This is a genomic window from Microbispora siamensis, assembly GCF_016863095.1.
In the GTDB taxonomy this organism is placed as follows: domain Bacteria; phylum Actinomycetota; class Actinomycetes; order Streptosporangiales; family Streptosporangiaceae; genus Microbispora; species Microbispora siamensis.
In genome coordinates this window covers 105,227-124,247 of the sequence record NZ_BOOF01000030.1, presented here as the reverse complement: position 1 = coordinate 124,247, position 19,021 = coordinate 105,227, and the positions used below count along the sequence as shown (strand labels likewise).

The window sequence follows — 19,021 nt, the reverse complement described above, 5'->3', positions numbered from 1 at the left end:
CGATCGGCGGGGGAGTGATAGGGCCGCCCTGTCACTCCACCACGGGCACTTCACCACTGGCACTCCACCACTGGCAGGGCTTTCACCCCGCGGCGCGGGCCCGGGCGCCGGTGCGGCACTCGCGTGCCCGGTCCAGGAGGAACCGGTGCAGGTCGCGGGCCACCCGGGGACCGGAGGCCGACCGCTGCGACTGGATCACCAGGAGCACCTCCGCCACGCGCTGCGCCAGCGGCCGGTAGGTGATCGCGCCGCTGCGCAGGAGGGGGTCGCCGGCCACGCTGAACTCGGGCAGCACGGTGGCGCCGAGCCCCTCGGCGACCATGAGCTTGCCCATCTCGGCGCCGTCGGTCGAATACGAGAACGACGGCGCCCGCCCGCCGAGCAGGCGGTGCACCAGGCGGTGCATGACATAGCCGGAGCGCATCACGATCAGGGGCTCGCGGAGCAGGTCGGCGACCTCGACCGCGGGCAGCGCGGCCAGCGGGCTGTCGGGCCGTACGCACACGACCGGGCGGCCGCGCAGCAGTTCGGTCGTGGCGAGGTCGGGCGGCAGGTCGTCGCCGCTCAGGTAGTTCACCAGCCCGAGGTCGAAGCTCCCCTCCCGGATGCGCCGGTGGATCTCGGCCTGCTGGGCGCCGACGACCTCGACCTGGGTCGCCGGATGGGCCTCCCGGAACGCCCGTACGGCGGGGATCAGCAGCGGGACCGTGGCCGCGTTGACCGTGCCCAGCCTGACCATGCGGGCCGTGTGGTGCTGCTCGTCGGCCGCGCCGCGCAGGCGGTCCACCGCCTCCAGCACGCCGTTGATGTACGGCAGCAGCTCGCGGCCCTTGTCGCTGATGGTGGCGCCGGACCGGCGTCGCTCCAGGAGGTCGACGCCGAGTTCCCGCTCCAGGTTGCGCACGGTCTCGCTGAGCGCCGGCTGGGACAGGTGCAGGTGGTCGGCCGCCCGGCGGAGCGAGCCGAGACGGGTCACCGCACGGATGTACTCGAGCTGCTCGATGCGCATCGTCGTCCACCTCGTCAAAGGGGTTCGCCGGTGGTGTTCAAGGGCGACCCTACCGGCCGTTCGGCAATTTTCCTACTTAACAAGTAGAGAATGTTGCCTAACCTGGTGAGCGACAGCAGGCGCGACGCGCCGCACACGAGAGGAGACGACACGTGACCATCGCTCACGCCAGCCGTACGGACTGGACGGACGGCCCGGCGCCACGCACTCCGGACGAGTGGATCGCGCGCGCCGGTGAGGTGGCGGCCGTCCTCGCGGTGGACGCCGCCGAGCGTGATCGGGCCGCCAAGACCCCGTACGCGGAGATCGGGCTGCTCAAGGACTCCGGCCTGGTCACGCTGCTCGGACCGGCCGGGTACGGCGGTGCGGGACAGGACTGGCCCACCGCCTACCGCGTCGTCCGCGAGGTGGCCGCGGCCGACGGCTCAATCGGCCAGCTGCTCGGCTACCACTACCTCTGGAACTGGGCGGCGCGCCTGGTGGGCACCCGCGAGCAGTGGGAGCGGATCGAGGCCGACGCGGCCCGGAACCGGTGGTTCTTCGGCGGGGCCGTCAACCCCCGCGACCGCGACATCGTCGTGCGCGACGAGGGCGACACCCTCGTCTTCGACGGGCGCAAGACCTTCTCCACCGGCAGCAAGGTCTCCGACGTCACCGTCCTGGAGGGCGTGCTGGAGGGCACGGACAAGCACGTCTTCGCCATCGTCCGCTCCAGCTCCGAGGGGCTGACCTTCCACGACGACTGGGACAACATCGGCCAGCGCCTGACCGAGAGCGGCAGCGTCACCGTCTCCGGCGTGCGCGTGCCGTGGCGCGACGCCCTCGGCTACGTGGACAAGGAGTTCCAGCCGCGCGTCTACGCCACCCTCAACGTGCCGACCATCCAGCTCGTGTTCGTGAACTTCTACCTCGGCATCGCCAGGGGAGCGCTGGAGACCGCGCTGGCGTACACGAGGGAGCACACCCGCCCGTGGCTGCACGGCGGGCATGAGCGCGCGGTCGACGAGCCGTACGTCATCGACCTCTACGGCGACCTCACCGCCAAGCTGTGGGCCGCCGAGGCGCTGGCCGACGAGGTCGCCCGGGAGGGCCTGTGGTTCCACCTCAACCCGGACGAGGTCACCCCCCGGCTGCGCGGGGAGCACGAGGTGCGGGTGGCAGCGGTCAAGGCGCGCGCCACCGACGTGGCCCTGGAGGTCACCTCGCGTGTCTTTGAGGCCACCGGCGCCCGCTCGACCGCGTCCCGATACGGGTTCGACCGGTTCTGGCGCAACGTGCGCACCCACACCCTGCACGACCCGGTGGCGTACAAGCGCCGCGAGGTGGGCGTCTACCGCCTGCTCGACGAGATCCCCGAGCCCACCTGGTACTCCTGACCGGGCGCGTCCGGCCTCCTCCCGCGCGGGGAGGAGGCCGGACGGCCGCGGGACCGGCCCCCGTTCCCGCGGCACGAGCTCCCGCCGTGGCATGCGGCGTACGTGCGCGGACCGTCGGTTCCGCGGCGGGCTCAGCCCCTGGCCCAGGCGGAGGCGATGTCCGGCCAGACGCCGCAGCACAACGCGTACGCCGTCGCCTCCACGTCCTTCGCGTAGAGCTGGTCGGAGTACGCGGTGCCGTTGCGGGTCGCGTACGTCTCGGTGCAGTCGTCGAAACCCTCGCCACGGCACACGAGAACGCCCACCGGCGCGGTGCGCTCCTCGTCGAGCGTGACCCTCGACCAGTTGGTCCCGCACCGGGGGGAGTACCGCAGCTCGACGGTGGCGCCGGCGGGCCGGGTGGCCCGTCCGCGGCCGTCGTGATACCAGAGCCGCGAACTGGCCACCGTGTACGCCCCGTCGTCGCAGCGGCTCCTGACCGGGTCGGTCCCGTCGCAGGTCTGCGCGCTCTTCCGCCCCTGGTCGCACAGCCTGTCGGAGACGTGGCGCGGGAGGTCGGCGGTCCCGCCGCGCGGAATGTCGTCGGACCGCACCGTGCCGGTCCGGCCCGACCCCGACCCCGAGCCCGGCCCGTCTCCCGATCCGGCGACCGCACCGGTGGCGGTCGTCGTCAGCGCGACGGCCGCCACGGCCGGGACGGCCAGCGCCCTGAGGGCGATGCTCCATCTCATCCCGAGTTGCTCCTTCCGTGGCCCGGGCACCTCGCGGTGCCGCCACGGCATGGATAACCCGGTCCGGTGTTGACGCGCGATCACCCGGCGCCGGTTCGCATCAACCCATCAATCGGGCGAGGCGCGGCTCAGGCCGGTGCGTGCACGCCGCCCTCAGGCGAGCCGGTGGCGCCCCGCCTTGCCGGGCAGTCGCATGCCGCCCTCGAAGGGGATCGACTCGTGCGGCTCCTGCTGCCCGGCACGCGCCCGCCGGGCTGAGACCACGCGGGTGGCGAGCAGCGCCGAGAGCAGCAGCGCCGCGGTGAGGGCCGTCCCCGCCGTGTCGTAGGACCGGTGGGCCCGAGCGCGCGCGCCCGCCGGGTCGCCGCGTAGTTCGGGCAGCTCGGGCATCTTCTGCCCGGGCCACAGGAGGGGGATCACGCCGTCCTCGTCGGGGTCCACCCTCGACGCTCGGTCCGTCCGCGGCGTGTCGTCCAGCGCCGCGACGAGACGCGGCCGGTACGGCTCGGGCGCGAGGGTGCCCTCGGGCGTCATGGACGCCTTCGGCCGCGCCGGCTTCTTGCCGGCCGGCCGCGTCTTCCCGCTGCCCTGCGCGCCCTCCCCGCTCTCGCGGTGCTCCTGGGACGCGCAGTCCTCGCCGGCGACCAGGGGCAGGCAGGTGTCCTGGACGGCGCGGGTCAGCCCGTCGGTGAGCTTCTGCACGCTGGGGGCGGGGCTGTGCGCGGCTCCGTCGCCGCCCGTCACCGCTCCCGTCGCCGCTCCGACCGCTCCGCCCGCCGCTCCGGTCGCTCCGCTCACCGCTCCGCCGGTGGCGCCGGCCGCGGTGTCCGCCGCCCCGGTCAGCGTCTGGCCGGCCTTGTCGACCGCCTTGCCGACGTCGTTCACCGCCGTGCCCGCGGCTCCGGTGGTCGTCTTCAGCGTGTCGTCCACGGCCTTCGTGACCGGTGCCGTCACTCCGCCGGTGGCCTTGTCCGCGACGTCGGTGACGCCGTCCGCAAGGCGGCCCACACCGTCCACCAGGGAGCAGACGCCGCCGGTGATGCCCGAGACCAGGCCGCCGCCTCCCGTGCAGTCGAGCGCCTGTGCCGGGGATGCGGCGAGAGGGAGTCCTCCGGCCAGGGTGATCGTGAGAGCCCCGGCGGAGATCGCGGAGGCCTTGCCTACGATCCCCATGTGTCCCCTTCCGCAGTGCTCTGGTCCATCCCCCGACATACCCGCCACTCTTCGCCAGAGCGCGGGGTTATGCAGTAGAAAGTTGCAGTTCGGTATCGATGTGTGATACGTGAAGGCGATTCTCGTTCGCCTCGCGGGCGCGGCGCGGCGATCAGGGGTCGGAGACGTCGTCCAGAGCCTCGCGGATCTCCCACGGCAGCGTCAGCTTCTCGGCCTGCAACACGCCGAGGAGCTGCGCGTGGGTGCGCGCGCCGACGATCGCCGACGACACGCCCGGGCGGTCGCGCACCCAGGCGAGCGCCACGGAGAGCGGCGACACGCCGAGCCCCTCGGCCGCCGTGGTCACCGACTCCACGATGCTGCGGCACCGTTCGTCCAGATACGGCCGGACGAACTCGGCGAAGTGCGGGGTGGCGGCGCGGGAGTCCGCGGGGATGCCGGTGCGGTACTTGCCGGTCAGCACGCCGCGTCCCAGCGGGGACCAGGCGAGGACCCCGGCGCCCACGTGCCCGGCGGCGGGCAGCAGTTCCTCCTCGGCGTCCCTGGCCAGCAGGGAGTACTCCACCTGCGCCGCGACGATCGGGGCCCGCGAGTCGCCGCACCGCTGCCACGTGGCGGCGGCCGCGAGCTGCCAGCCCGTGTAGTTGCACACGCCCGCGTAGGCCGTGCGCCCGGTGGAGACGGCGAAGTCGACGGCGGCGAGCGTCTCCTCCAGCGGCACCCGGGGGTCGAACGCGTGGAGCTGCCACAGGTCGACCTCCTCCAGCCCGAGCCGGGCCAGGGAGGCGTCGAGCGCGCGGATGAGGTGACGGCGGGAGGCGTCGCGCTCGCCGCCGGGGGTGAGCACGGCCTTGGTGGCGATGACCAGCTCCGAGCGCGGCACCACGTCGCGGATGAGCCGGCCGATCAGGCGCTCGGCGTCGCCGCCGCCGTACACGTCGGCGGTGTCGATCAGCGTGCCGCCGGCCTCGGCGAAGGCGGTGAGCTGCGCCGTCGCCTCCTCGGCGGAGGTGTCGCGGGCCCAGGTCATCGTGCCGAGCCCGATCCTGGACACCGACAGACCGCTGCGCCCGACTAGTCGCTGGTCCATGGTGCGGACAGACTAGCCGATAGGCTGTCCGCACCATGGACGTACTACAGGCGATCGTGCTCGGGCTCGTGCAGGGTCTCACCGAGTTCCTGCCCATCTCCAGCTCGGCCCACCTGCTGATCGTGCCCAAGCTGGCCGGATGGGGCGACCCCGGCGCCGCGTTCACCGCGGTGATCCAGCTCGGCACCATGCTCGCGGTGCTCATCTACTTCTGGCGGGACATCGTCCGGATCACCTGGACCTGGCTGCGCAGCCTGTGGACGCCGGAGCTGCGCGGCGACCTCGACGCGCGCATGGGGTGGTACATCGGCCTGGGCACGATCCCGATCGGCGTCGCCGGCCTGCTGTTCAAGGACGCGATCGAGGGCCCGGCCCGCAACCTGTGGCTGAACGCGGCCATGCTCATCGTCTTCGGCCTGCTGCTGCTCGTGGCCGACCAGATGGGGCGCAAGAAGAAGGAGGTCGCCGACCTCACCATGCGCGACGGCCTGATCGTCGGCGCCTGGCAGATGCTGCCGCTGATCCCCGGCGCCTCCCGCTCGGGCTCCACGATGACCGGCGCGTTGTTCCTCGGGTACACGCGCGAGGCGGCCGCCCGCTACTCCTTCCTGCTGTCGATCCCGGCGGTGATCCTCTCGGGGCTGTTCGAGCTGCGGCACGTCGGCGACGGCGGCGGCCCGCCGGTCGCGCCGACCCTGATCGCGACCGTCGTGTCGTTCGTCGTCGGATACGCCTCGATCGCCTGGCTGCTGCGTTACGTGGCGCGCCACTCGACCATCGTCTTCGTCGTCTACCGGGTCTTCGCCGGGACGTTCCTCCTCACGCTGCTGGCTCTCGGGGTGGTGCAGTCATGACGACCGTCCTCCTCGTACGGCACGGCCTCACCGCGATGACCGGCCCGGTGCTGGCGGGCTGGACCCCGGGGGTCCACCTCGACGAGCGCGGCAGGGAGCAGGCGCGCGCGGTGGCGGAACGGCTCGCGCCCCTGGAACTGGACGCCATCGTGTCCAGCCCGCTGGAGCGGTGCCAGGAGACCGCCGCGGCCATCGCGCAGGGCCGCCCCGTCTCGGTGCAGACCGACGACAGGTTCGGCGAGTGCGGCTACGGCGACTGGACGGGCAGGCCGCTGAAGGAGCTCGCCCAGGAGCCGCTGTGGCGGGTGGTGCAGGCCCACCCCAGCGCCGCGGTGTTCCCCGGCGGCGAGGCCCTGGCGGAGGTGCAGAACCGGGCCGTGCGGGCCGTACGCGACTGGAACGAGCGCCTCGGTGAGAAGGCCACCTACCTGGTGTGCAGCCACGGGGACGTGATCAAGGCGATCGTGGCCGACGCGCTGGGCCTGCACCTGGACCAGTTCCAGCGGATCACGGCCGATCCCGCGTCCGTCACGGTGATCCGCTACACCCCCTTGCGTCCCTTCCTGCTCAGGGCGAACGACGTGGGCGGGGGAGTGGCCAACCTGGTGCCCCCGCCGGAGGTGTCGGAGGACGAAGACGGGGGAGAAACCATCACCGGAAGCGATGCCGCCGTCGGCGGTGGACCCGGGACCACATAAGGTCGGGCTATGCCGGTCTTCGACTACGATCCGCCTGACAGGTTCGTGGCCGGTGCCGTGGGGCAACCGGGCGCACGAGCCTTCTTCCTGCAGGCACGCGGCCAGGGCAGGATCACCACGGTGGCGCTCGAGAAGTTCCAGGTCGCCGTGCTCGCCGACCGCCTCGACGAGCTGCTCGACGAGGTGCTGCGGCGCAGCGGCGGGCGCGCGCCGGTCCCGGCCATGGCCCCCGCTGAGCTGGCCGACGAGGGCCCGCTCGACCTGCCGATCGACGAGGACTTCCGGGTGGGCACGATGGCGCTCGCCTGGGATCCCGAGACCGCCCAGGTGATCATCGAGGCGCAGGAGGCCACCGAGGGCGACGAGGAGGACGAGCCGCCGCTGGACGACCGGCCCGAGCCCGCCGTCCTCAGGGTGCGGATCAGCGCCGCCGCCGCCCGCGCCTTCAGCCGCCGGGCGCTGGAGGTGGTCGCCGCGGGGCGCCCCCCGTGCCCGCTGTGCGGCCGGCCCCTCGACCCCGAGGGTCACATCTGCGTCCGCCTCAACGGCCACCATCCCGGGGGATTGTCGGCATGAGAGGCGCGCTGTGAACGGGTGGAAGGGCGGCCGTGCGCCGCGCGGGCGAGGAACCGGATGACGGCCGAGGACGAGGCGAGCATCAGCGACGTGGACGGGCCGGGGCTGGACGACGCGGCGGCCATGCGCCTGCTGCGGGAGGGCACCTTAGAAGTGGCCGGACGACTCGTCGAGGCCACGAACATGACGCTCTACTGCTCCATCAGGAACGGCGAGCACGCGGCGGCGTGCGTGTACAAGCCGGTGCGCGGGGAGCGCCCCCTGTGGGACTTCCCCGACGGCACGCTCGCGGCCCGCGAGGTGGCCGCCTACGAGGTGGCGGCGGTCACCGGATGGCGCATCGTGCCGCCGACCGTCTACCGGGACGGCCCCTTCGGCCCGGGGATGGTGCAACTGTGGATCGACGCCGATCCCGAGACCGACCTGATGGCCCTGATGCGCAGCCGCAACCCCGCCCTGCGCCGCATGGCCGTGTTCGACGCCGTGGTGAACAACGCCGACCGCAAGGGCGGCCACCTGCTGCCGCTGCCCGACGGGCACGTGTACGGGGTCGACCACGGGGTCTGCTTCGCGGTGGAGGACAAGCTGCGCACCGTGCTGTGGCAGTGGCGCGGCAAGACGCTTCCGCGCGAGGCGGTCAACGTGCTGGTGCGGCTGGAGCGCGAGATCGAGCGGGGACGTCTCGGCCGGCGCCTGCGCGAGCTGCTCACCCAGTCCGAGGTGGAGGCCACGTGGGAGCGGGTCAAGAGGCTGCTGGCCACCGGTGTCCACCCGCACCCGTCCGAGGACTGGCCGGCGATTCCGTGGCCCCCGATTTGATCACCGCAGACAGGCTTGCGCAAAACGTGCGAATTGTGCACTCTGCAGGGGTCTCTACCGATATTGGAGGGAACACGCATTGTGTACGGTCATCGTGAGCGTCGAGCCGGAGGCCGGCGCGCCGGTGCTCCTGGTGGGAGTGCGTGACGAGTTCGTCACGCGGCCGTGGATGTCCCCGGACCGGCACTGGCCCGCGTACCCGGACCTGATCGGAGGCCGCGACCTGGAGGCGGGCGGCACCTGGCTGGCCGCCGACCCCGCCGGGCGGCGCGTGGCCGCGCTGCTCAACGGCGAGGGCGTGGCGGCCCCGGCGGGCCGGCGCCACTCACGCGGCGAACTGCCGCTCCTCGCCGCCGCCGCGGGGGAACTGCCTGCGCTCGACCTGTCCTGGTACGACCCTTTCCATCTCGTCCTCGGCGGGCTCGACGGCGTACGGCTGTGGAGCTGGAACGGCGAGAGCCTGGCCGAGGAGAAGCTGCCCGAGGGCGTGCACGTGATCGTGAACTCGGGCTGGGACCGCGGCGAGAGCCGGCCGCGCACCGCCTGGTTCCGCCCCCGCTTCGCCCGCGCCGTCCGGCCCGGGTGGACCACGGGCGGCTCGTCCGAGCGGTTCTGGGGGGAGTGGCTCGATCCCGCGTCGGGTGCCGGGGTGCCCTGGGACGATCCCCGGGCGCTGGTCATGCGGCGGCGGCTGCCGGACGGGCGGGTCTTCGCCAGCCTCTCGGTCACGCTGGTCGCCCTCGCGGAGGAGGGGCTGCGCTACGACTTCTGCCCCCAGCCCGACGACCCCGCCACCTGGCACGAGATCGACACCTCGTGGAGCACACCGGCTGACCGGGTCCGCCGGCCGCGCGGATAGGCTTCACACCATGCGATCGTGGTCTGCTCCGAATGTCCCCCGGCTGCCCGGTTCGGGCCCTGTGCTTCGTCTGCACGACACCGCCGCCCGTGAGGTGCGGGAGACGGCCCCCTCCGGCGAGGCCCGGCTCTACGTCTGCGGCATCACGCCGTACGACGCCACCCATCTCGGGCACGCCAACACCTACCTCGCCTTCGACCTGGTCAACCGGGTGTGGCGGGACGCCGGCCACGACGTGCACTACACCCAGAACGCCACCGACGTGGACGACCCCCTGCTCGAGCGGGCCGAGGCGACCGGAACCGACTGGCGGTCACTCGGCGAGCGCGAGATCGAGCTGTTCCGCTCCGACATGGAGGCGCTGCGCATCCTGCCGCCCCGCGAGTACGTCGGGGTCACCGAGACCATCGGGGAGATCGCCGAACTGATCACCCGGCTGGCCGAGCGGGGGGCCACGTACGAGATCGACGGGGACGTCTACTTCTCGGTCGCCTCGGCGCCCAAGTTCGGCGCGGTCTCCGGCTACTCCGAGGAGACCATGCTGGAGCTGTTCGGCGAGCGCGGGGGCGACCCCGGCAGGGAGGGCAAGCGCCATCCGCTCGACTGGCTGCTGTGGCGGGCGGAACGGCCGGGAGAGCCGTCCTGGGAGTCGCCGTTCGGCCGCGGCAGGCCCGGCTGGCACATCGAGTGCACCGCCATCGCCCTGCGCAACCTGGGCAGCGGCTTCGACGTCGCCGGCGGCGGCTCGGACCTGATCTTCCCCCACCACGAGATGGGCGCCTGCGAGGGCCACGTGGCCACCGGCGAGTGGCCGTTCGCGCGGGCGTACGTCCACGCGGGCATGGTCGGCCTGGACGGCGAGAAGATGTCGAAGTCCAAGGGCAACCTCGTGTTCGTCTCCCGGCTGCGGCAGACGACCGACCCCATGGCCGTGCGGTTGGCCCTGCTGGCGCACCACTACCGCGCGGACTGGGAGTGGACGCCGGACCAGCTCGCCGCGGCCGAGGAGAGGCTGGCGCGGTGGCGGGCGGCGGTGGCGCGTCCGGCGGGCCCCGCGGGCGCGCCGGTGCTGGCGGCGGTGCGCGAGCGCCTCGCCGACGACCTCGACGCCCCGGGAGCGCTCGCGGCGATCGACGCCTGGGCGGCGGAGGAGGGCGACGACGCCTCCGCTCCGGCACTGGTGCGCGACGTCGCCGACGCGCTCCTCGGTGTCGCCCTCTGAAGCGCGTTCCCTGAAGGGCGCCTTCTGAAGGGCGCCCTTCGGACCGTTCTTCCCGAAACCCGCTACGGCGCGGGGACCAGGTCGCGGGCGTCCGGGCGGTCGACGAAGACGCCGGTGGTCACCGCGCCGGCGCGGAGGGCGGAGCCGGCGAAGTTCGCCTCGACCGCGCGGCGCTCCGCCGCGCTGGGGTTGGCGTTGGTGCAGCTCACCGGGGCGCTGTGACCGGACATCAGGTCGGTGCACAGGCCGGTGCGCCGGTCGGGCAGCCCGAGGATGTGGCCGATCTCATGGGTGGCGATGCGCAGGGGGTAGTAGCCCTCGGCGGTGGCCTCCCTGCCCATCCAGATGGTGCCCCGGCCCAGCCCGGTGACGCTCGTGCGGGGCCAGCCGTCGTCGGCGAGCACCACGAAGTCGGCGGGCGTGCCCGCGACGAGCCGGACGTTGGTGACGGCGGCGTTCCAGACCTGCGCGGCCTGGTCCATCACGGTGCGGAACTCGGCGGCCCGGCTCGCGTCGTACCGCAGCACGCGTACGGCGGCCGCCGCCGATTCGCCGGCCGGCGCGGCCGCCCGGGCCGGCGACACCGTGAACAGCACGGCCAGTCCCAGGAGCAGGGCCGAGACGGTCCGGACGACCCTTGCCGTTCGCATCGGGGACATGTGCATCGGGGTCTCCTCGGTCGGGGGACGACCACCGCGAGGCGCACCGGGAGCGTCGACGCGCATTCTCGGGTGGGGCTCCCGCCAACGTACGTTCGGCGGGCACGGCGGGGGACAGGCCAGTTTTCCCCTACTTCGGTGATATGGGAGGCTTCGCTATCCGAGCGGCACCCGCGGCGCCAGCCAGGGGAACACGACGTACCACAGCGCGGCCACGGCGACGCCGGTCAGCAGCAGCACGACGGCCAGCCGGAGCGCGGTGCCTCCGGGCAGCCGCCGCCAGAGGAATCTGTACACGCCCGATCTCCCTCACTCAGCTTCGGCGTTCCTCGCGGCGGACGAGCACGCTCTGGACGACCAGGCGCTGCGCCGCGGAGAACTTGGGGTGGCAGGTGGTCATGGTCATGAGCGCGGTGGTCGGCCGCCGCCCGGGGTGCCCGGGGACGGGGTCGACGACGTCGACGTCGCCGGGGTCCACGACCTCCTTGCGCGTCACCTGGTAGGTGTAGCGGGCGTCCCGCGCGTCCACCACGATGTCGTCGCCTGGCCGCAGCTGGTCGATCCGGTTGAACGGGGCGGCGTAGGTGGTGCGGTGCCCGGAGAGCACGAAGTTGCCCACCTGACCGGGCAGCGCCGAGCCGGGGAAGTGGCCGGGGCCCTTGCGCAGCTCCGCCGGGCCGACGCCCTCGACGACGGCGAACCGGTAGTGCGCGCCCAGCCGCGGGATGCGCAGCAGCGCCAGGGCGTCGCCGAGCCGCACCGCACCCACGCCCGGGCCCGCATGCGCGTCATGCCTGGCGAAGACCTCGCCGAGCCGTCGCTGCAGGTCGCGCTGCTCCCGCTCGGTTTCCGCGCCGGTGCCCCACAGCAGGTACGCGTAGAACAGCAGCAGGACGAGCCCCGCGGGCAGGCACAGCTCGCCGATGACCCACGTGACCGCTCTCACAGCTCCGTCGTCTTCTCCGCGCACGCGACCGAGTATGGCCTTCACGCGCCTTACGGCGACGGACTCACGGAGGGCGTTGGTGAACTCTTTGGCACGCCTGTTCTGCCGCGGTCAACGAAGCGAAAACCTGGACGATCCTTCGGTAAGCACCGTGCGGCGTGACGGAGCGGCACTTCGCCGGGCGCATAGAACAGTCGAGCAGCGAAGTTTCGCTGGCAATCCGGGCAAAACGCTCAATTGATTGAGCGGCCGTTATCGGGAGTTCAAAGTGGCGCGAACCAAAATACCTATTTTCCTGGCGGCGGCGGTCGCCGGCGGCTTGGCCCTCGGGATGCCCGGGGCCGCGGCGGCGCAGTCTGTCGGCTTCACCGTGCTGCCGTCGGGCGACGGCGTCTATCCGCCGAGGCCCATCAAGGTGGAGAACGTCGTGGATCCGGGTGTGCGGCCGGTCGTCCAGAACAACGAGCAGACGGAGCCGCAGACCGTCTGCGAGGGCAACAACTGCAACAACAACGGCTGGTTCTGGCCGCAGCAGAATTGGCAGGGCTGGAACTGGCCGCAGGCCTACACGACCAACGACACCAAGACCGGCAACGCGCAGCCCATCGTCGCCCCCGGCGGCGCGGGCGCGGGTGGTCCCGGCGGGGTCATGCCGGTGCAGAACGCGGTGCAGAGCGCCCAGGGAGCGCCCGAGGGGGCCGCCGAGGAGGCCGAGCCCACCGAGGAGGAGTCGGAGGAGGTCCCCGAGGAGGAGACCACCGAGGATGAGACCTCCGAGGAGGAGGCGCCGCCCGGCATGGGCCCCGAGGAGAACATGGGCGGGGGCGGTCCCGCACCGGAAGCGGCCGGCCCGGCGGGCGGCGGTCAGCTGCCGTTCACGGGCGCGCCGGCGGGCGTGGCCGCCGTGGGCGCGGGCCTGCTGGCCGTCGCCCTGGGCTGCACCCTCGTCTCCGCGCGACGCCGCCGGTCGAGCGGTGCCGAGTAGGAGGAATCGCCGGTTGGCCGTCGTCGGCCTGCCGTCGCTCGCCCTCGGCCTCGTGCTGGCCGGGGGCTGGGCGGCCCACCTCGGGCTGAGCGTGCGCGACCATCTGGAGGCGACGCGGGCCGCCCTGCTCCGGCTGCGGCCGGGCGGCATCGGGTCGGCCCGCTCCGTCGCCGCGACGCTCGCCGAGGCCCGCGCGCACGCGGCGGAGGCGCGGCGGCTGACCGGCGGTCCCTACTGGGCGATGCTCACCCACCTTCCGGTGGTGGGCGACGGCGCGGCGACGACCCGGGGGCTGGCCGCGTCCGTCGCGGACATCACCGACGTGCTCGCCGGGGTGGAGCGCACGGCCACGCCGTTCCTGTCCGCGAGCGCCAAGGCGCCGGGGGACCTGCGGGGCGCGCTGGCCGCCCTCGATGCGATGGCGCCGGTGCTGCGCGACGGCGCCGCCCGCGTGGAGTCGGCGAGGTCCCGCGTGATGGGCACTCCGGCGTCGACGGGGCTGGCGGCCCTGGACGGGGCGCGCGACACCGTGATCCGCGAGGCGGGACGGTTGCACGGCATGCTGAGCCAGGGGGCGGAGGCCGCCGCGCTGCTGCCGCCCATGCTGGGCCGCGACGGTCCCCGCCGCTACTTCCTCGCGTTCGAGACCAACGCCGAGGCCCGCGGCACCGGCGGCCTCGTCGGCGCGTTCGGCATCCTCAAGGCGGACGGCGGCGGGGTGTCCGTCGCGCGGCTGTCGGCCAACACCGGCATGGCGGCGAGCGCGAAGCCCGTCGTCGACCTCGGCCAGGGGTTCGTCTCGCGGTACGGGCGGGGCGCGACCACGACGCTGTCGGTGTCCAACCTGTCCCCGCACTTCCCCTACGCCGCGGCCACCTGGACCGGGCTGTGGCGCCGGCAGACCGGTCAGGAGCTGGACGGGGCCATCGCGACCGACCCGGTCGGCCTCTCCTACATCCTGGGGGCCATCGGGCCGGTGAAGCTGCCCGGCGGTGAGACGGTGACGGCCGGCAACGTCGTCGATCTGACGGAGCGGGAGGCCTACGCCCGCTACACGGACCCCGCGGAGCGCAAGAAGTACCTCATCAGGATCGCCGGCGCGGTCAGCGAGGCGCTGACCGGCCGGCTGGGGGAGCCCACGCGGTTGCTGCCCGCCTTCGCGCGCATGGTGAGCGAGCGCCGGCTGACCGTCTGGAGCCGGGCCGAGGACGAGCAGCGCCGTCTCGCGGCGACCCCGATCGGCGGGGTGCTGCCCGAGCGGCGCGAGCCGTACGCCGGGCTGGTGGTCAACAACTCGGCCGGCACCAAGCTCGACTACTACCTGGACCGCTCGCTCACCTACGAGCTCGGCCCGTGCCGCCCGGACGGGATGCGCACCTCGCGGGTGCGGGTCCGGCTGACCAACGACGTGCCGCGCGGGCCGCTGCCCGCGTACGTCACCGGCCGGCTCGACGACCCGCGGCGTCCCCACGCCCCCGGCTCCAACGTGCTGTGGGTGTCGCTGTACGCCGGGCTCGGGGCGAAGGCGACGGCGGTCCGGCTCGACGGCCGGCCGATCTCGTTCTACTCGGAGACCGAGCGGTCGCACCCCGTCTACTCCAAGGTGCTGGAGTTCGCGCCCGGCCAGTCGAGGACGCTGGAGTTCGACCTGCTCGAACCGTACTCGGCGGCGGCCCCCGTGGTCCCGGTGCAGCCGCTCGTCCGCCCGCAGCGGACGCTGGTGACGGCCGACGCCAGGGGTTGCGGGCCCTCCTGAGCCGCGCCTCCTGAGACCACCAGTGGGGTAACCGACAGGAACCGTAAAAGCCCGGCGTGCCGCGAACGGCGGCGCGCCGGGCTCGGCCTAGCGTCCCGCACATGGAGCGTACGCATCCGCCGGAGGGCTCGGGGACCTTCCGCATCCTGTTCGTGTGCACGGGCAACATCTGCAGGTCGGCCATGGCCGAGCGGCTCACCCTGGCCGCGCTCGGGCCGGGCTCGCCGATCCTCGTGGGCAGTGCGGGCACCCACGCCCGGGCGGGACTGCCCATGGCCGAGCGGGCGTGCGGGGTGCTGCTGCGGCTCGGCGGCGATCCCGAGGGCTTCGCCTCACGCCCGCTCACCGCCGAGGCGGTGGCCGCCGCCGATCTCGTGCTGGCGGCCTCGTCCGAGCACCGCGCCGCGGCGGTGGCCCTGCATCCCGTCACGGCCGCGCGCGCGTTCACCATCGTCGAGTTCGGCGCGCTGGCTCGCGCGGTTCCGCCCGGCAGGGTGCTGGGCCACGGCGATCCCGTACGCCGGGCGCGGGCCCTGCTGGAGGAGACCGGAGTGCTGCGCGGGCTGGTCCGGGTGGAGCGGCCCGACATCGCGGACCCCTACGGAGGCTCCCGCAGGGCCTACCGGGAGGCGGCCCGCCGCATCGCGGATGCGCTCGCCGTCCCGATCCGCCTGCTGACGCACGCGCCGGCCTGACCCCGCCGGTCGCCTGGCCGCGGTGCGCGAACGCGTGGGGCCGCGTCACACGACGCGGCCCCACGCACGTGGTTTCGTACCGCTACACCGGCACGGGCGCCTGAGGCTGCGGCGTCTGCGACGCGGCCTCCTGGTCCGCCGAGTCGTACCCGTATCCGTACCCGTAGCCGTAGTAGGAGCCCTGCTTGGCGGGCACGAAGTTCAACACGGTGCCGACGAGGCGGGCGTTGATCGACGACATCAGCTCACCGGCCCGGAGCACCTGCTCGCGCCGGGTCTTGCCGTGCCGCACGACGAGCAGCGCGCCGTCGCAGATCGCGCCGAGGGCGGCGGCGTCGGTGACGGGCAGCAGCGGCGGCGCGTCGATGATCACCATGTCGTACTCCTCGGTGAGCTGGGCCAGCACCGCGCGCATGCCCCGCGAGCCGAGCAGCTCGCTGGGGTTCGGCGGGATCTGGCCGCTGGGCAGCACGGAAAGGCCCGGCTGCCCCCACGTCTGGATGACGTCGTGCAGCCGCGCCCGCTCGATGAGCACGTCGGTGAGGCCGGTGCCGCCCTCGATGCCGAGGTAGCGGGGGATGCTGGGGCGCCGCAGGTCGGCGTCGACCAGGACCACCCGCCAGCCCGCCTGGGCCATGGTGATCGCGAGGTTGGCGGACGTGGACGACTTGCCCTCGCCCGGCAGGCAACTGGTCACGACGAGCGACTTGGGCTGCCTGTCCACGCCGATGAACTGGAGGTTCGTCCGCAACGACCGGAACGCCTCCGCCCGCGACGACCGGCCCTGGTCACGCAGGATCAGCGGATGGCGCCGAGCGTCCCGCTCGTAACCGATGACCCCGAGGATCGAACTCCTGGCGACCTGCTGCAGCGTCTCGGCGGTCTTGACGGTGGTGTCGAGGCGGTCGCGCAGGACGAGGCCCGTGACGGCCGCGAACAGCGCGATCAGCGCGCCGAGCGCCATGTTGGTCAAGGGCTGCGGGGCGACCGGCTCCTTGGGGACCTCGGCCTCGTCGACCACCGTGACCCGGATCGTGGGCGGGCTCTTCGGCGTGGGCCGCTCGATCCGGTCGATCAGCCCGGCGAACGCGGCGCCCAGCGCGTTCGCCCGGGCGGCCGCCCGCACCGGGACGCTGTCGGCGACCGTGGCCCGCAGCAGCGTGGTGTCGGGGATGGCGTCGGCCGTGATCCTGGCCTGCAGGTCGGCGACGTCCTCCCCGCGGGCGATCCGGCCGACCACCTGGCGGCTGGTCAGCAGGGTGGCGTACGACTGGACCCGCTGCTGGGACAGCGCCCCCGCCTGGAGCGCGGTCGACAGTCCGCCCTCCCTGGCGTCGGCGGACACCAGCATCGTGATCGACGCGAGGTACCTGGGCGGCGTGTTGACGGTCACGACGTGGGCGGTTCCCACACCCGCGAGCACGGCAAGCAGCAGGAGCGGCCAGTATCTGCGCATCAGCCGCGCGTAATAGAGCAGTTCCATCGGTGTCAGCCCCTTACAGGGATAGAGGTCCGGGGACGGGCCGGCGGATAGACCGGAACGCGCTGCGGCAGCACGACGGCGACGCAGGCGGCGGCGACGCCGCCGATCGCCGCCGCGGCCGGCGCGATCCAGCCCAGCGTCATCGCCAGGTCGACCAGGCCGGCGGCGGCCGCGAGCGCGGCGAGCGCGAGGGCCGTGAGCCGCTTGCCGAGACCGAGCCGGTGCAGCCGGTGTGAAAGGTGGTCGGAGCCGCCCTGCAGCAGCGGCCGGCCCGCCCTGCGCCTCGACAGCAGCACGATCCCGGTGTCGACGGTCGCGACGAAGGTCGGCAGGAGCAGGCCCGCGACCGCCGTTCCGGTCCCGGTGCCGGTGATGATCAGTGCCGCCGAGGACGCCAGCACGAATCCGATGAACAGCGAACCGGCGTCGCCCATGAAGATCCGCGCCGGCGCCCAGTTGTACAGCAGGAACCCCAGGGCGGCGGGGGACAGGGCGGCCAGCAGCAGGCCGATCTCCGGGCGCCCGGACACGAAGGCGGCGGCGGCCAGGAGCGCGGTGCTGACCACGGTGACGGCGCCCAGCGCGCCGTCCATGTTGTCGAGCAGGTTGAACGAGTTGGTCACCACGACGATCCACAGCAGGGTGATCGGCGCGTCCGGCCAGGCTCCGGTCACCGGCGCCACGACTCCGCTCGTCACGGCCACCCCCGCCGCCAGCGCCTGTACGGCCAGCCGGGTCGGCGGGGGGAGCGGCGCGACGTCGTCGATCAGCCCGAGCAGGGCCATGGCCACGGCGCCGACGAGGATGCCGGCGATCCGCTGGCCGGCCGCGCCGGCGAGCGCCGCCGGGGGGACGACGGTGCACAGCATGATGGCGATCCCGCCCAGGTAGGGCGTCGGCCGCCGGTGCGACTTGTGCCCACCGGGCCTGTCGGTGAGTCCCCAGCGCAGCGCGAGGCGCCGCAGCACGGGGGTCGCCGCCGCGCAGCCGGCGAAGGCGCTGATCGCGGTGACCAGGGCGGTGGTGCCGTTCACCGGCCCGGGGCCGCGAGTTCGGCGCGGGCGTCGGCGATGGTCTCCAGCAGGATGTCGTCCAGCGACAGGGTCGGCGTCCACCCGGTCAGCGCGCGCAGCCTGCCGGTGTCGGGAACCCGGCGCGTCATGTCCTCGAAGCCCGTGCCGTACGCCTCGGCGTACGGCACGAGATCGACGCCGGACGTGCTCCCGGTGAGCTCGACGATCAACTTGGCCAGCTCCAGGATGCTCACCTCGTCGCTGGAGCCGACGTTGAACGTCCCGCCGACCGCGCGCTCGTCGTCCAGCAGCAGGAGAAGGGCCCGCACGACGTCGCGTACGTGCGCGAAGCAGCGGGTCTGCGTGCCGTCCCCGTGCACGGTGAGCGGCACGCCCGTCAGCGCCTGCCGGACGAGCCGGGGTATGACCATGCCGTACGCCGGGCTCTGCCGTGGCCCCACCGTGTTGAACAGCCGGACGACGACCGTCGGCAGGCCGCGCTCGCCGTGGTAGGCGTTGGCCAGGATCTCCTCCACCGCCTTCGCCGTGCTGTAGGCCCAGCGGACGACGCCCGGGCTGCCGAGGATCCGGTCGGACCACTCGGGGAGCGGGCCGGCCGAGTTCTTCCCGTAGATCTCGCTCGTGCTGGTCACCAGGATCTTCCGCCGGTAGCGGTGTGCCGCGCCGATGACGATCTCGGAACCGCGGATGTTGGTGGTGAGCGAGCGCAACGGTCGTTCGACGATCAGCTTCACCCCCACGGCGGCGGCAAGGTGGACCACCACGTCGCACTCGTGCACGAGTTCGTCCACCACGAGTTCGTCCAGGACCGAGCCCTGGACCACGCGCAGCCGCGGGTCGCCCGCGTGGTGTGCGAGGTTGGCCGGGCGGCCGGTCGACATGTCGTCCAGGACGACGACCGAGTCGCCGCGGGCGAGCAGGGCATCGGTCAGGTGGGATCCGACGAAGCCGCTCCCGCCCGTGATCAGATAGGTGTTCCCGCTTGACGTGGTCAAGGCCTTCTCCCAGCAAGTGGAGGTTGACAGGATCGCAATAGGACTTCGTGCGCAAAGGTGG

Annotated in this window: 20 protein-coding genes; 10 read left to right on the top strand and 10 right to left on the bottom strand. The window is 73.3% G+C overall.

Annotated features, from left to right (window positions below; translation table 11 throughout):
- Positions 1-82 precede the first annotated feature (82 nt).
- The gene (locus tag Msi02_RS25025; RefSeq protein ID WP_204050512.1) at positions 83-1,009 is read right to left on the bottom strand and encodes a LysR family transcriptional regulator; all 927 of its coding nucleotides are present in this window, start codon (positions 1,007-1,009) and stop codon (positions 83-85) included.
- Positions 1,010-1,161: 152 nt separating this feature from the next.
- Here Msi02_RS25025 and Msi02_RS25020 point away from each other — a divergent pair, with 152 nt between their 5' ends.
- Positions 1,162-2,385, top strand: a complete 1,224-nt coding sequence (locus Msi02_RS25020; RefSeq protein WP_204050511.1) for an acyl-CoA dehydrogenase family protein — start codon at positions 1,162-1,164, stop codon at positions 2,383-2,385.
- 131 nt (positions 2,386-2,516) lie between these two features.
- Here the strand turns inward: Msi02_RS25020 and Msi02_RS25015 are convergent, their stop codons facing one another.
- The 3 genes from Msi02_RS25015 to Msi02_RS25005 form a co-directional block, all read right to left on the bottom strand.
- The gene (locus Msi02_RS25015) at positions 2,517-3,116 is read right to left on the bottom strand and encodes a DUF2690 domain-containing protein (protein WP_204050510.1); all 600 of its coding nucleotides are present in this window, start codon (positions 3,114-3,116) and stop codon (positions 2,517-2,519) included.
- 153 nt (positions 3,117-3,269) lie between these two features.
- Entirely contained in the window at positions 3,270-4,289 is a 1,020-nt protein-coding gene (locus Msi02_RS25010; protein WP_204050509.1) for a hypothetical protein, read from the bottom strand.
- A 151-nt stretch (positions 4,290-4,440) separates the two neighbouring features.
- Positions 4,441-5,379 (bottom strand): aldo/keto reductase, encoded by a 939-nt coding sequence (locus Msi02_RS25005; RefSeq protein WP_079314927.1) that lies wholly within the window; start codon positions 5,377-5,379, stop codon positions 4,441-4,443.
- Between the two features lie 35 nt (positions 5,380-5,414).
- Here Msi02_RS25005 and Msi02_RS25000 point away from each other — a divergent pair, with 35 nt between their 5' ends.
- The 6 genes from Msi02_RS25000 (at position 5,415) to mshC (ending at position 10,407) form a co-directional block, all read left to right on the top strand.
- Positions 5,415-6,233 carry an undecaprenyl-diphosphate phosphatase gene (locus tag Msi02_RS25000; protein WP_079314928.1) on the top strand — a complete coding sequence of 273 codons (819 nt, stop codon included), beginning with the start codon at positions 5,415-5,417 and terminating at the stop codon, positions 6,231-6,233.
- Positions 6,230-6,931 carry a histidine phosphatase family protein gene (locus Msi02_RS24995; protein ID WP_079314929.1) on the top strand — a complete coding sequence of 234 codons (702 nt, stop codon included), beginning with the start codon at positions 6,230-6,232 and terminating at the stop codon, positions 6,929-6,931. The genes Msi02_RS25000 and Msi02_RS24995 overlap by 4 nt, the downstream gene beginning before the upstream one ends.
- A gap of 9 nt (positions 6,932-6,940) precedes the next feature.
- Positions 6,941-7,507 carry a DUF3090 domain-containing protein gene (locus Msi02_RS24990; RefSeq protein ID WP_079314930.1) on the top strand — a complete coding sequence of 189 codons (567 nt, stop codon included), beginning with the start codon at positions 6,941-6,943 and terminating at the stop codon, positions 7,505-7,507.
- Between the two features lie 57 nt (positions 7,508-7,564).
- Positions 7,565-8,326 (top strand): SCO1664 family protein, encoded by a 762-nt coding sequence (locus tag Msi02_RS24985; protein WP_204050508.1) that lies wholly within the window; start codon positions 7,565-7,567, stop codon positions 8,324-8,326.
- Positions 8,327-8,420: 94 nt separating this feature from the next.
- The gene (locus Msi02_RS24980; RefSeq protein ID WP_239108679.1) at positions 8,421-9,185 is read left to right on the top strand and encodes an NRDE family protein; all 765 of its coding nucleotides are present in this window, start codon (positions 8,421-8,423) and stop codon (positions 9,183-9,185) included.
- Between the two features lie 10 nt (positions 9,186-9,195).
- Positions 9,196-10,407 (top strand): cysteine--1-D-myo-inosityl 2-amino-2-deoxy-alpha-D-glucopyranoside ligase, encoded by a 1,212-nt coding sequence (gene mshC / locus Msi02_RS24975; protein WP_204050506.1) that lies wholly within the window; start codon positions 9,196-9,198, stop codon positions 10,405-10,407.
- A gap of 62 nt (positions 10,408-10,469) precedes the next feature.
- Here the strand turns inward: mshC and Msi02_RS24970 are convergent, their stop codons facing one another.
- The 3 genes from Msi02_RS24970 to Msi02_RS24960 all read right to left on the bottom strand — a co-directional run bounded on the left by Msi02_RS24970 (position 10,470) and on the right by Msi02_RS24960 (position 12,012).
- Entirely contained in the window at positions 10,470-11,057 is a 588-nt protein-coding gene (locus Msi02_RS24970; protein ID WP_204050505.1) for a snapalysin family zinc-dependent metalloprotease, read from the bottom strand.
- 165 nt (positions 11,058-11,222) lie between these two features.
- Entirely contained in the window at positions 11,223-11,363 is a 141-nt protein-coding gene (locus Msi02_RS24965; protein ID WP_185949321.1) for a hypothetical protein, read from the bottom strand.
- 16 nt (positions 11,364-11,379) lie between these two features.
- Positions 11,380-12,012, bottom strand: coding sequence for a class E sortase (locus tag Msi02_RS24960; RefSeq protein ID WP_204050504.1), 633 nt, complete (start codon positions 12,010-12,012; stop codon positions 11,380-11,382).
- A 268-nt stretch (positions 12,013-12,280) separates the two neighbouring features.
- On the opposite strand from Msi02_RS24960, the gene Msi02_RS24955 reads away from it, so the two are divergent.
- From Msi02_RS24955 to Msi02_RS24945, 3 genes are all read left to right on the top strand, one after another.
- Positions 12,281-12,997, top strand: coding sequence for a hypothetical protein (locus Msi02_RS24955; RefSeq protein WP_204050503.1), 717 nt, complete (start codon positions 12,281-12,283; stop codon positions 12,995-12,997).
- Positions 12,998-13,010: 13 nt separating this feature from the next.
- A complete protein-coding gene (locus Msi02_RS24950; protein WP_204050502.1) occupies positions 13,011-14,753 on the top strand; it encodes a DUF4012 domain-containing protein in 1,743 nt (580 codons plus the stop codon).
- A gap of 101 nt (positions 14,754-14,854) precedes the next feature.
- Positions 14,855-15,448, top strand: a complete 594-nt coding sequence (locus Msi02_RS24945; protein ID WP_204050501.1) for an arsenate reductase/protein-tyrosine-phosphatase family protein — start codon at positions 14,855-14,857, stop codon at positions 15,446-15,448.
- 82 nt (positions 15,449-15,530) lie between these two features.
- On the opposite strand, the gene Msi02_RS24940 is transcribed toward Msi02_RS24945, so the two are convergent.
- Genes Msi02_RS24940 through Msi02_RS24930 form a run of 3 tightly spaced genes read right to left on the bottom strand, consistent with a single transcriptional unit; the run spans position 15,531 to position 18,960 of the window.
- Positions 15,531-16,931 carry a tyrosine-protein kinase domain-containing protein gene (locus Msi02_RS24940; protein WP_204050500.1) on the bottom strand — a complete coding sequence of 467 codons (1,401 nt, stop codon included), beginning with the start codon at positions 16,929-16,931 and terminating at the stop codon, positions 15,531-15,533.
- A 5-nt stretch (positions 16,932-16,936) separates the two neighbouring features.
- Positions 16,937-17,965 (bottom strand): glycosyltransferase family 4 protein, encoded by a 1,029-nt coding sequence (locus tag Msi02_RS24935; RefSeq protein ID WP_204050499.1) that lies wholly within the window; start codon positions 17,963-17,965, stop codon positions 16,937-16,939.
- Positions 17,962-18,960 carry an NAD-dependent epimerase/dehydratase family protein gene (locus Msi02_RS24930; protein WP_204050498.1) on the bottom strand — a complete coding sequence of 333 codons (999 nt, stop codon included), beginning with the start codon at positions 18,958-18,960 and terminating at the stop codon, positions 17,962-17,964. The genes Msi02_RS24935 and Msi02_RS24930 overlap by 4 nt, the downstream gene beginning before the upstream one ends.
- Positions 18,961-19,021 lie beyond the last annotated feature (61 nt).